The 13,371-nt window shown below is 42.5% G+C and carries 7 protein-coding genes; 4 read left to right on the plus strand and 3 right to left on the minus strand.

The window, feature by feature from the left end; translation table 11 throughout:
• Window positions 1-272: 272 nt before the first annotated feature.
• Both DUL71_RS06055 and DUL71_RS06060 read right to left on the minus strand, forming a co-directional pair.
• A complete protein-coding gene (locus DUL71_RS06055; RefSeq protein ID WP_154402328.1) occupies window positions 273-6,641 on the minus strand; it encodes a LamG-like jellyroll fold domain-containing protein in 6,369 nt (2,122 codons plus the stop codon).
• A 452-nt stretch (window positions 6,642-7,093) separates the two neighbouring features.
• Complete coding sequence (locus tag DUL71_RS06060) at window positions 7,094-9,079, minus strand: M1 family metallopeptidase (RefSeq protein ID WP_114937185.1); 1,986 nt, start codon at window positions 9,077-9,079, stop codon at window positions 7,094-7,096.
• Window positions 9,080-9,196: 117 nt separating this feature from the next.
• Here DUL71_RS06060 and DUL71_RS06065 point away from each other — a divergent pair, with 117 nt between their 5' ends.
• The 4 genes from DUL71_RS06065 to DUL71_RS06080 are packed head-to-tail and all read left to right on the plus strand — an operon-like array spanning window position 9,197 to window position 12,379.
• Window positions 9,197-9,904: a carboxypeptidase-like regulatory domain-containing protein gene (locus DUL71_RS06065; RefSeq protein ID WP_114937186.1), complete on the plus strand. Its 708-nt coding sequence runs from the start codon at window positions 9,197-9,199 to the stop codon at window positions 9,902-9,904.
• An 18-nt stretch (window positions 9,905-9,922) separates the two neighbouring features.
• Window positions 9,923-10,675: a prolipoprotein diacylglyceryl transferase gene (locus DUL71_RS06070; protein ID WP_114937187.1), complete on the plus strand. Its 753-nt coding sequence runs from the start codon at window positions 9,923-9,925 to the stop codon at window positions 10,673-10,675.
• Complete coding sequence (locus DUL71_RS06075) at window positions 10,668-12,065, plus strand: radical SAM protein (protein WP_114937188.1); 1,398 nt, start codon at window positions 10,668-10,670, stop codon at window positions 12,063-12,065. Before DUL71_RS06070 ends, DUL71_RS06075 begins: the two co-directional genes overlap by 8 nt.
• Complete coding sequence (locus tag DUL71_RS06080; protein WP_114937189.1) at window positions 12,065-12,379, plus strand: hypothetical protein; 315 nt, start codon at window positions 12,065-12,067, stop codon at window positions 12,377-12,379. The genes DUL71_RS06075 and DUL71_RS06080 overlap by 1 nt, the downstream gene beginning before the upstream one ends.
• Here DUL71_RS06080 and DUL71_RS06085 read toward each other — a convergent pair.
• On the minus strand, window positions 12,376-13,311 hold the full coding sequence (locus tag DUL71_RS06085) for a Ppx/GppA phosphatase family protein (protein ID WP_114937190.1): 936 nt from the start codon (window positions 13,309-13,311) through the stop codon (window positions 12,376-12,378). The genes DUL71_RS06080 and DUL71_RS06085 overlap by 4 nt on opposite strands.
• Window positions 13,312-13,371: the final 60 nt, after the last annotated feature.

Here is a 13,371-nt window from a genome sequence, read left to right on the forward strand (position 1 = left end):
ACAGTTGTAAGGCGTATTACTGAAACTCAGTTTACCTTATCGTAGCCTTAACATTTATGCCTGAATAGCTTTCTGTTTGCGATATAAATGTACAACCGCAAATACAAATGCCATTACAGCTAAAACAACTACCCATGTGTCAAGAGGGCAGGGAGAATCATTATCCGTAGGTTCACAAGGAGACTCCAACTGGGCAAAGCAACTTAACGTCGCCATTACAAAAACAAGGGTAGCTGAAAATATTTTCCTGATCATACTCACAATATCTTTTATTATAATTTAACAAATTTACTTACTCCAACTAACTGCCTGGTTTTGTTATTGATAACCTTAACAATGTAGGTTCCTGGAACGAAACTGCTTACGTTGTTTTTCCAGTAAAGTTCAGTAATATTTACTGACTTTAATATTATACCACTACTGTTAGTTATTTCAATATTATAATTTGATGAGGCGTTTGGTTGCGATATTTTTACGTTAATGCTTTCTGCTGTGGGGTTTGGATAAACAGAAAGCCAGTTATTAGCGATAGTATTACTGATATTAGCATACATCAGCGAAACATCTTTTGAAAAACTGATATCATTGTTAAGATCAGTAAGCTGTAAACGGTACTTATTAAGTCCTTTAACCGGGTTAACATCGGTATAGTTGTAGCTGCCTGCACTGTTTGATTGAATCACATCAATATTTTGCCATGTTGTTCCGTTGTCGATGCTTTTTTGCACAACAAAGGTGGTATAGTTGGCTTCGTTTTTAACCGTCCAGGTTACTTTTGCAGCCGCTATAACCTTAACAGCTGTAAAATCGATCAGCTTTAAGGCCAACGCCGGATCCTGACGTAAAACAATTGAAAAACGGTCTTTACCAAATGATGCCGCATTGCCTTTATCAATATTGAAATTGTAAGTACGGTTGTTTTTGATATCCAACGAATCCTTGGTTAAGGCATCTTTTAACCAAACTTCATAAATGTCCGGCAGATCCGTTAGGTCGGATAGTTTTAACTGATAAGGGCCTGATGCAGTAGCATCAGCAAATAAAGGAATTACCTCTTGCTGCTTATGCGGGAAAGGCCTGCGATGGATGGTGGCTTTAAGGCTATCAGCAGAAAATATTGACAAACTTACCAGAGCGCCACTACCTCCAAGATCCTCGGCATCTTTTTCTTTATTAAACAGTGGGCTGATGTCTTTATCGAGCGCAAGCACTACGGCATCAACATTTATCGAGTCTTTTATTAATCTGAAACGGAGCCTTGGTTCCGCGTCACTTTCAGAAACTGCCTGCGGTTGCATAGCTGCAAAGCTTGCAAGTTTAGATGTTGACGCTAAAACCGGTCTGTCCGGAGTACTTAATATAGCATTTAACGAACCATTGCTTGGCTGTGAGTTTGTTTTAGCCGACTCTCTGAAGGTTAATGTTTGTCCGGTAGCAGTTGCGCGCACAAAAAAACCCTGACCGGATGCTATCATGTTACTTGCAAAGCCATCGCTTGATATGCCGGGACTAACATTTGAAACGGTATCTGCCGAAGCAATTGTAGTTTTCTTTTGCTCGTAAGTAGAGTATTGTTTAGTTACAGGATTGAACACCCATATTTTAAGCGGGCTGCTTAAAGTAGCTCCTGATTCATCCGGGAAGCCCCCACCATAAATTGAGGATTTAGCTTGTACAGATTGCCTGTTAAATTTCTCAATGTTTATGGTACTTGCATAAGGGTTGCCAACAAGATTATAACCGGATACTTTACTGCCTGTGGTAGTGCTGTACATTAACGTAGAGGCCTGGCTGTACCAATGTTTAACGGTGATATTACCGGTATTTAAGGTGCCGGTAGTGGTGAAAGTGGTTCCGGTTGGTACGTAGCTTGCAACGGTTTCAGTTGCTATGTTTGCTACCGCTCTGTCACCCCTGAAGAAGAAGAGGAATCCATTACCTACAGGTAAAGTAAACGTGCCCGATTCACCATCAAAAGCATAGTTCGGCGCGCTGTTTAAATTGTTAAGCCCCCTGTAGTTTCCGCTTGTGAAGCTTGTGTTTGATGAGGCAAGATTTTCCCTGAAGAAATATATAGTTGGGTTATTGGCATTTGGCGAAAGATCAAAACCACCAGAGGTAGTTGTTGTTCCCGTCACATACGCGTTGTTTTTAAAATAGTTAACGGTATAAATACCTGTTCCGTTATTTACCGGCGAGGTTAATAGGCGGTAACCTCTTTTTGAGGCGCCACCGGCAATATACCTTTCAACGCTAAAATTACCTGTAATAGTTAATCCCGAAGGTATAGTGGCTACGGTGGCCGATTGCGTTGCTACGCTTTTCAGTGTAACTGTAGCTGGCGAACTTACAATCAGGTTGCCACTGGTCATAGTAAGTACATTGTACAGATCAAGCTTGCCCGTGGTTATTGTTACGTTGCCGCCTGTAGCAGTGTTACTAACTGTCATATTACCTAATTGAGACGAGCTTGTGGTGCTTGAACCTGTAAATGATTGGTTTATATTGGGGGATATGCCATTCCAGGTAATGCCAGAGGCATTGAAATTGGTTCCGGTACCCATAGTAAGTGTGCCGCCTGCGCTGTTGAATATATTACAACCTACACTTAATGTAAATCCACCCAAATCCAATTTAGCACCGCTATTAACGGTAAGCGTGTAAGCGCTTTTATTAGCTGTTAACACCGGATAAAAGTTTGTTGAAGCTGTACCTATGATAATTGCCTCGGTACCATCCAGTTTAGGGGCCTGTCCGGCAATACCTGTTGATGTATTAGTCCAGTTATTATCAGTGCCCACCGCTGTGGTTCCTGCAAGACCTGTCCATGTATAGGTTTGCAAGGTTGGCGTTACGATAGCCGTGTTTTGGGTACAGCCATTAACGGTTGTGGTAAGTGTATAATTTGTAGTTGTAGCTTTGCTGAATGTAACCGGGTTTCCGCTTCCTGTAATACTTGTAGCATTATCCACCCAACTGTAAGTTGCGCCTGTTATGGTTTGTGCTGTAACTGTTAACGGGTTGTTAGCACAATATCCTGCCGAGAACTTGTACAGGTTCATATCATTGGATGCAGCTTCGGTAGCCGAAAGCTCGTGGTTGTAAATAGCCACATCATCAAGTATGCCGTTGAAAAAATCATTGCTTGGTCGGCTTGGCCAGTTCAATAAACCGTCGCCGCCAATACGCCAGTATTCGTTAATTTGTTGTGGTACTGTATAAGTTGCGGTTGAGGCCTGCACAGTTCCGTCCACATAAATGCGCATACCGTTGGTAGGGCCATCGGTAACAATAACATGGTGCCATAAACCATCATTGTAGGCCTTGGTTGTATTGATGGTTACCGCACCTCCATTGTACACGCCATAGTAAAGCAAACCGGCGTCGTTCATGTACAGGTTACGGTCCTGGGTAGCGTTGGTACCTGTTTGGTTTCCGCCTATGCCAATCAGTTTCCCACCGGCAACTGTAGTTTTAAACCAGATACTGTAACTGAAAATCAGGGGATCATATTGGGTTGTTGTTGATATATATTGCGGATTGGCATTTGTACCGCTAAATAAATAAGCACCATTGGCCAACCCGTTCCTGTCAGCAACCGTTGTAGGCAACGTAGTTCCCTGTAAAGTACCGTTATTGCTTAAGCCTGACCAATCCGATAAGCTGCCGCTTTCAAAAGGGTAGCTTAACATTGGGCTGTTAATAGATGAACCCGCCTTTTGATTAACTGTAACAGTAACTGCAGTGCGTAAAGTTGTTACTGTACCGGAAGTGGCAGAAACGTAAAAAGTAGTGGTACCGCCAACAAACGGCGTATAACTTGCCGAAGTGCTGCTCTGCAACGCGGTAGTAGTAGTATTATCGATATACCAGTTATAAGTAACCCCGGCAATTGCCCCGGTTACTGTAAGTGTTGTGCTGCCTGCGCCGCAAAGCGTTGTGCCGCTTACCGTAGGACCTGCAAGACCAACAACCACGGTTTGTGTTGTAGTACTTGAGCAAGAACCTTTGGTTACAGTCAGGCTTATAGTTTTAGTACCCGAAGTAAGCCAGGAAACGCTATAGCCGGCTTGTGTGCTGCCTGTTGCCGTGCCACTGTCAAATGACCATGTATAAGTTGCGGTAGCATCATAGGTGCTTGTAAGGGCAACAGTAGAGGTACCGGTAACAACCGTAACTGGCGATGTAGCGGTAAATACACTACCAGGCAAACTGGTTACGGTTGGGGTATAAGTTGCTGTTGATGAACAGCCGCCCGGCCCGCCGGTTACTGTTAATGTATAATTACCCGCTGCGGCACTTGAAAATACCCCCGGGTTACCCTGGTAAGTACCTCCGGATGGACTTGTCCAGTTATAAGTGGCGCCTGTAATGGTTGGAGCATAAATGGTAATAGGGTTACCTGCACAAACTGAAGTATAGCTGCCTATCTGATTAACATCATTAAGCGCGCTAACTGCCGAACTTGTAAGTTCGGTATTGTATATGGCCACATCATCGATACTACCATTAAAATATTTGCTGGTAGGGACCGACGGCCATGAACCTCCCAAATCGTCAAAGCCTATTTTCCAATAACCATTCCTGGTTTCGGCCGCATAGTATGCCAATGATCCAACATTGGTGTTATCTACATACATCACTATACCGGATGTTGCTCCAAATGTAACTACCACGTGGTGCCAGTTACCGTCGTTATAACTTGAAGTTGAAGCTACAGTTCGTGTAGCACCATTATAAACGCCAAAAATTAACTGCCCGCTGTTAGTCATATAAAGGTGACGATCATAACCACCAGAAGCTGATACGTTTTGGCCATCACTAAAGCTCATAAGCTTCCCGCCCGAAGTTGTTGTGGTTTTAAACCACAAACTCATGGTAAACGTTTGCGGGCCTGCAATTTGTGTTGTTGATGACATCCATTGAGTGCTGCCATTAAAGCTGTAAGCGCTATTGGCAAAGCCATACCTGTCGGTGGTTAAGGTAGGAGCATTTTCAAGTACGCCATCATTTTGATTGCCCGAAACATCTTTGGTATTGCCACTGAATGAATACGAAATAGCGGCATTAGATACCGGCGAACTAACTATGGGATTAATGGTTGCTGTAACTGCAGTACGGGGGCTTTCTGAGCCGCCCGAAGTATAAGTAACATAAAATGTAGTTGTAGTTGTTATAGTCGGCGAATAACTTGCTGTACTTGCCACTGCAGTACCGCCGGTAGCGGCAGTGTACCATTTATAAGTACCACCCGACGGCGAGCCGCCAGAAGCTGTCAAAGTTACCTGCCCGGCACCGCAGCGTGATACTGAAGATGCAGTAGGAGGGGCCACGTTTGTGAACGATACGATATTATTACCGGTAGTTGAATTATTAGTATAGCCGTTATACGTCGGGTTGGTATAATCAGTAGTACGGATCTGTACAGCACCCGTTTGAGTGTAAGTATTATACGGAGCGGGGTTACCATAATTTAATGACGAAAGTACATCTACCACTAAAAAATAATCGGCTACCCGGGTTAGCGAGCCGTCTGAATTTCCGGAACTATAATTCGGATCACCTGACCCAGAATTGATGGAGGCAGACTGCATTGTTGGGCTGTTTATATTTACCGTAGCCAACAGTGAGTTATCACTTGTAGTAGTGTAAGTATCGTCAATAGATTTATACAAACGTCCGTTAGTGAAAAAAGCATTAATATTGGTACTTCCGGAAGGGGTTATGCCAAAATTTATATCTGCAATAGTGTAAGTACCCCTTGTGTTTAGCTGAATGCCGGATGTTACAACATTGGTTTGACCTGCATAAAACGATGGCTGGGTAATGCCGTTGCTGGTTGAACTCACACTTGTAACGCTCATTCGTCTGGTATACAATTTTAAATTATCCCAGTAAAAATTATTGCCGCTTGCTCTTAAGTCTGTGGTAGCTACTATGCTGTAGGCGTAATTGTTAAAGTTACTTTGGGTTGAAGTGCCGACATATGTTGTTGCTTCATTGCTTGAGCCCGAAACAGGGTTGGCCCATACCGACCATTTACCGGTATTTAATCTTTGTATCTTTATTGTCCAGATAACATTATTGGTGATGGGAAATGTTATTAAAGATTGTATGTCATTTTGGTTGTTTCTGTAACGGAGAATCATGTTGGAGCCAACATGTGTCATATAAAACCCCTGAATTGTTTGAGATGTTTGGTCATAGGTGTTTGCAGTTAACCAATATTGCCATGCTGCATCTCCTGTGTTTACAGGCCCGGCTCTTAAACTATTATCATAAGGCTCAATAGGCGATGTTGACGAATTGTTCTTGTAAAGGAACGTCCATTCATAATCGTAATTATTAAGATTTCTGTCGAGAGTAGGCGCAATGATTGTACCGTATATGTTGTTTTTTTGATTTAAACCATTAACAGAAGTAAGAGCGTAAGTGTTATTGAAATTTGTACTGTTAGTTTGAGTAAGTACAATGGTTTTGTTTGTTGCGTTTAAATAACCAACATTTCCGATGTTTCCGTCATCGTAAGGATTATAATAAAACTGGTTTGCAGCTGTAAACTGCACTTCCTGGGCCGCAACAGCGTTAAACAGGCATAGCAGGTAGCCGGCAAACAAAACGCGGAGTAATTGTGCTTTCAAATTAATAGGTTTTAGGGAGCAATTGCAATAATGATGCTAATTCAATAAAAACGGCGTGAAACTACAATATTTCACTCAATAAGGCACTTATGTTGAAAATGGCGGGCTGGATTTGAGGTTTTGTTGTGAAAATGGAAATAAAAGTGTGGTTAATTATTAATTATAATTTACCCACAGTGGGGAATAATTTCCACTGTGTTTTTAATCAATAAGCATGTTATTAACTTATCGGTAGAGATTTTGAAATTTCAATAATTGATAGATTTTTTAAGAATATTCCTAAAAAGAGTGTGATTTTTAATCAATGATGTTAATAGTTGAACAGGTACGGCAATTATTAACGATGAAGGGGAGGATTGTTTGGTGGCTTTTGGAAGGAGAGCGTAGATATTTCTGAAAAGTATGCCGGATATTCCATTTGTAAATTGGAACACCCGGCATTGGAGAGAGCACTATTTAACCTTTTGGCTATTATTGCCACGGTTAAGATCGGGCAGTGCAGCATCGGGATCAATGGTTACCGATTCGGCTTCCTGTGTGGTAGGCAGCGTGTAGTTGATCTGTTTGTATTGCAGCCAGGTTTCAACCGGCAGGTAAAAGCGTTTTTTGCTGCCGGTTTTAAATTTTACCTCTACAGTAAATGGCATGGGCAGTTGCTCTTTGTTAATCACGTTTATGGTAATACCCTTTGACGCGTCTTTACCAGCATATTTAGCATCAATCAGGGCTATATCAACTAACCAGTTATTGTAAAACCAGCCTTTCCAAAACCAGGAAAGGTCTTCACCTGCGCCGTTTTCTATCGATCTGAAAAAATCATCGGGCTGCGGATGTTTAAAGGCCCATTGATTAATATAGTTTTTAAAGGCGTAATCAAACCGGTCTTTCCCTAAAATTTGTTCACGTAATAAAACCAGGCCAAAAGCAGGTTTATAATAGGTGAGCGGATGGCGATACTTTTCGGGAATAGCGTCTGGGGCTGTCATAATACTTGGCGACTGCGGATCAAGCATAGCCGGGATGATCTCATCAGCCGGGTTGCCGCCGCCGGGTGCATATTCGCTATCGCGTTTAGGCGCATATTCACCTTTGTTAAACGCGTCGGAAGCATAAATATCTATAAACGTGTTCAGGCCTTCGTCCATCCAACCATAACGGCGCTCGTTTGATCCTACGATCATAGGGAACCAGTTATGGCCAATCTCGTGTGCAGTAACCCAATACAGTACACTGCCTTTATCCGTAATGCCATCAAACACAATACCGGGGTATTCCATACCGCCAGCAATACCTGCTTCATTAATGGCAACAGGATAAGGGTACTCAAACCACTTCTCCGAAAAATACTCTATCGATTTTTTAAGATATTCAGTAGCCCGGCCCCAGGCGTCGTTGCCGTAACTTTCGACTGGGTAAACGCTCATCGCTAATGATTTTTTACCGCTGGGCAAGTTCACCTTTGCTGCATCCCATATATAAGCCTTTGATGCGCCAAAGGCAACATCACGCGTATTAAGCATTTTAAAATGCCAGGTAAGTGTTCCCTTGTTAACCGGGCGACTGGCAGGATCATTAACTTCTGCCAGATCGCGGATCATGATAGTTTTATCACTGTTGCGGGCCTGATCTAAACGGGCAATCTGTTTGGCGGTAAGTACCTCTTTGGGGTTAAGCAATTCGCCCGATCCGGCTACAATCATATCCCATGGTACGGTAACAGCATAATCTATATCACCGTAATCAAGGTAAAATTCGCCGCTGCCTAAAAACGGGAGGGTATCCCAGCCATGACTGTCGTCATAAACGCACATCCGCGGAAACCACTGTGCAATTTCATAGATCTTGCCATTTTTAGTATCACAATAATCGGTACGGCCGCCAAAAGCGCCAGGAATGGTATAGTGATAATTAATGCGCAGTTTGATTGCTCCCTTTTGCAGCGGGTGTGCAAGGCGAACCTGCATACGCGCATCGGAAATTACAAAGGGCACAGGTTTAACCACATCACCATAATCAACTGATACAGATTCTATCTGGTAACCACTGGTATGCTGATCAGCAGCGGGCGAATGATCTGTGAAAAAGTTAGAGCGGGCCTCTTGTTTGTATGTGTTTTGATCAAGTTGCAGCCAAAGGTATGGCAGGGCATCCGGACTGTTATTGGTATAATTGATCACAACAGAACCGCTTATGGTTTTGCTTGTGGTATCAAGTTTAACTTTAAGGGTGTAGTCGGCCCGGTTTTGCCAGTATTTAGGGCCTGGAGCACCATTTGGCGAATGAAAGTCGTTACCTTTTTCGGTATAAAACATAGGCCTGAAAGCCTCTGCCGGATTATAGTTTGATGAAGTATCGTTAGGATTGAGTTTCCTTTTTTGCGCCGACACGCCGAGTGCTAAAACCGACATTAAGCCAATGCCGATAGATCTTAATTTCATGCTGCTAATTTAAGCACCCAATATACAAAGGATGCCTGTAAAAAATAATCTTATAGAAAAGTTAAAACGGTTTATGGAATTATGCTGACAAGTGCATCTTATAGTTAAATTGATCAAATGGGCCCTATTCAACATATCAGTATACCTAAACCTTGTCATGAACAGTGGCAACAGATGACAACCGTTAGCAATGGCCGTTATTGCGGTCATTGCTGCAAAACGGTGATTGACTTTACAGTGATGAGTAACGAGGATGTGATTAATTACCTGGCAAAAAGTGGTAATGTTTGCGGCCGTTTGAATATGGGGCAGTTAAACTCCATCAATAATAAATTGTTGAATACACCCAAGCAAAATTGGAAAACATGGTTAACTGCCGTGTCGCTTTTGCTTTTAACGCCGATAACCAAAATTGAAGCAAAAACTCAAAATAAAACCGAGCAAGGACCCCGGCTATTAAAAGATAATATTTCACATCAGGATACGGCAAGGTTGTATATTATCAAAGGAATTGTTAAAGATGTGTATTCCCTTATACCGGGAGCTACTATTTCCATAAAAGGAGAATATGAAAGAGTGATATCAGATACTGAAGGACGGTTTAAACTTGCTGCGGTATCCCTAAACGATACGCTCAGGGTATCATATATCGGTTATGTGCCACAGGAATTCAAAATTGCAGATATCATTAACAAACCGAACTTTGTGATAATTATGGCTGAGGACCTAACAAACACCCGTTGGCAAACTGTTGTAGCGGGAGGAATTTGTGTAAGGGCTTCTTTACCAAAAAGGATCTGGCGTAAAATAAAAAGCATATTTTAGTGCATATAAAAGCTAAACTTGCACTTCCCTGTAAATATCCCTTTAGGCCGGTCATCAATTCCGGTACATTTTGTTTGCGAAACGTTATCGTATTTTTTAGGCTATCAATATTATGCCTGGCTGCGTAAACACACCGCTGATAAGATCTCTGCTCATCACCGGTTAATTATTTTCATTGGCGCGGCGACGGGTGCATTTATTGGCTCACACCTTATAGGTGTTTTTGAAAATCCGGCTTTGCTCTTCTCGCAGTTCAGTATTATCTACTTCATGAGTAACAAAACTATAGTGGGCGGTATGCTTGGTGGCTTGATAGGCGTTGAGCTTACCAAAAAACAATTGGACGTAACAGCCTCGTCCGGCGATCTGATGGTTTATCCTCTTATCCTGGCTATGGTTATCGGGCGTACGGGATGCTTTTTGGCCGGGCTGGAGGACGGCACCTATGGAGTAGCATCAAACTTGCCATGGGCTATCGATTTTGGCGACGGTATCCGCAGGCACCCTACCAATCTTTATGAAATTATATTTTGGCTGATGCTTTGGGTTATGCTGAAGCTTATAGAGCGAAAACGGCAGTTTGCCGATGGCGCAAGGTTTAAAGTATTTATGACAAGCTATCTTATTTTCAGGCTCCTGGTAGAGTTTATCAAACCCGATTATTTTTTCAGTTTCGGCTTGTCGGTAATTCAGTTAGTTTCTATTGCCGGTATTTTGTATTATTATAAAGTATTTCTAGATCCTAAAAAGCTGTTTATAAACCATGCCTGAACGCCCATATATTTATTATGATTTTACGTTGAGCATTTGCTCTACCTGTTTGCGCCGGGTTGATGCTAAAATTGTTTTTGAAGATGATAAGGTTTACATGCTTAAAAACTGCCGTGAGCATGGTTTTGAAAAGGTACTGATTGCCACGGATATTGAATATTATAAAAACTGCCGCAACTATGCTAAGCGCAGTGAAATGCCGCTGAAATTCAATACTAAAACACATTATGGCTGCCCTTATGATTGCGGTCTTTGCCAGGATCATGAGCAGCATTCCTGCCTGACGGTCGTTGAAGTGACAGACAGGTGCAATTTAAGCTGCCCAACGTGTTATGCCATGTCATCACCTACCTATGGCAGGCACCGCACTTTAGCCGAAATTGAGCAGATGCTTGACGTTGTTGTGGCCAATGAAGGTCAGCCGGATGTGGTGCAGATTAGCGGGGGAGAGCCTACGGTACACCCTCAATTTTTTGAGATCCTGGATATCGCCAAAACTAAGCCCATTAAACATTTAATGGTAAATACCAACGGTATTCGTATAGCTAAGGATGAGGCTTTTGTGAAACGGCTGGCCACCTACATGCCCGATTTTGAGATCTACTTGCAATTTGATTCGTTTAAAAAAGAAGCACTCGAACAGCTGAGAGGCGAGGATTTGCGCGAGGTAAGACAAAAGGCTATTGAAAACCTTAATAAATATAATCTCTCAACTACTTTGGTTGTCACCCTGCAAAAAGGCCTTAATACCGATGAGATAGGGCAGATTATTGAATATGCGCTGAAGCAGCCATGTGTGCGTGGTGTAACTTTGCAGCCAACACAAGAAGCCGGCCGGATAGAGAACTTCAACACCCAGACCGACAGGTACACCATGACCGAGGTACGGAATGCCATATTGGAACAAACCAGTGTGTTCAACAAAAACGACCTGATCCCGGTACCGTGTAATCCCGATGCTTTGGTGATGGGCTATGCCCTTAAATTGGGCGGTGAGGTGATCCCGCTAACGAGGATGATTAACCCGGATGACTTGTTGGACAATTCAAAAAATACCATAGTATACGAAAATGATGAACGCCTGAAAGGGCATCTCCTTAATATGTTCAGTACGGGTAATTCGGTAGATAAGGCTAAAGAGCACCTGCATTCGCTGTTATGCTGTTTGCCCGAAATAGATGCACCTAACCTGGGGTATGATAACCTGTTCAGGGTGATCATTATGCAATTTATTGACGCGCATAACTTTGACGTGCGGGCTATCAAAAAATCATGTGTTCATATCGTAAACAAAGATATGCAGATCATCCCATTTGAAACCATGAACATTTTTTACCGCGATGATAAGCGGGAATACCTGGAACAATTAAGAACAGAAATTTTAGTTTGATGGAAGCTGACAACAATAACGTAACATCGCAAGGCGGTAATAACGCCCCTGGCAATAATGAGGGAAAGAAGCCATCAGCAATGAAAATAGTGGGATATAACCTGCTCGTATTTGCTGCTTACACCGTTATTTGTGCGGTTACAAGTAAAGATGGCGGGTTTATTTTTGATATGTTTTTTATAGGCATTCAGTTTTTTGCCTGTGTCATATTTGCCATCATGAAAAGAAGCTGGGTGTGGCTATTAAGCGCGCTAATGGTTTTAATTATTGGCTTCTCGACATGCGTAGGCTTGATAAACGTAAGCGGGCTTTAATTGGCTGCCGTCAACATCTCCGCTAAAACGCCTTCTTTTAATGAGTTAGTACATAAGCTTACCCTATGGATATCCAGGGCATGCATAACAAAGCGTGTAACCAATGATGCCGCTACAATCATATCAACCCGGACCGGGATAATGCCGGGATTGCCTGCCCGTTCTTTATGACTTGAAAGAATGAGTTTGTTGGTTATGGTCAACAATTCATCTTTCTCAAAATCATAATGCTTGATACTTTTCAGGTCAAACAATTTTGCATTTTCGGTTTCAATCAACCCGGCGAAAGTTTCAAACGAGCCCGATGAGCCAACAAGAGTACCGATTTCGATGCCGGATGTGGCGATGAATAAATCACTGAGTTTATCCTGCAGGTATAAATTCAAGGCTTCGATAGAAGCCGGAGGGATGGGATCGGTATGATGAAATTGGTCCATCAATCGGGCGGCGCCTACTTCAAAACTTTGTTTCCACAAAATTTTATCGGTATTACCTAATATGAACTCCACACTGCCGCCGCCGATATCCATGATCAGTGAGTTTTTTGATGATAAGCATCCGCTTAGTTTTACCCCATTGTAAATGAAACCGGCTTCCTGCTCACCGTCAATAATTTCTATGGCAATGCCTGTTTTTGATTCTACCTCTTTAATGAAATCTTTTCCGTTGGAGGCACTCCGCAAGGCCGAAGTAGCTATAGCCCTGACGCCGGCAACATGATTGGCTTCAATGAGTTCATGAAAACGCTGCATGGTATTTACACCACGCTGAAAAGCCTCAGGTACTATATGCCCCTTGTTAATGCCACCTTCGCCAATTTTTACGGCTTCGGTAATGTGTACAATTTCACGATAGTTATTTATATCTCCTTCGGCAATCAACAAATGGAAGGTATTTGTACCCAGATCCATTACAGCAACGCGTTTAGTCATGCAGCTAAAATAAATAATCCCCGAAATTGTTTAATTATTCCCGGGGATTTTATTCTGTAA

The organism is Mucilaginibacter endophyticus, from assembly GCF_003351025.1.
Taxonomy (GTDB): Bacteria; Bacteroidota; Bacteroidia; order Sphingobacteriales; family Sphingobacteriaceae; genus Mucilaginibacter; species Mucilaginibacter endophyticus.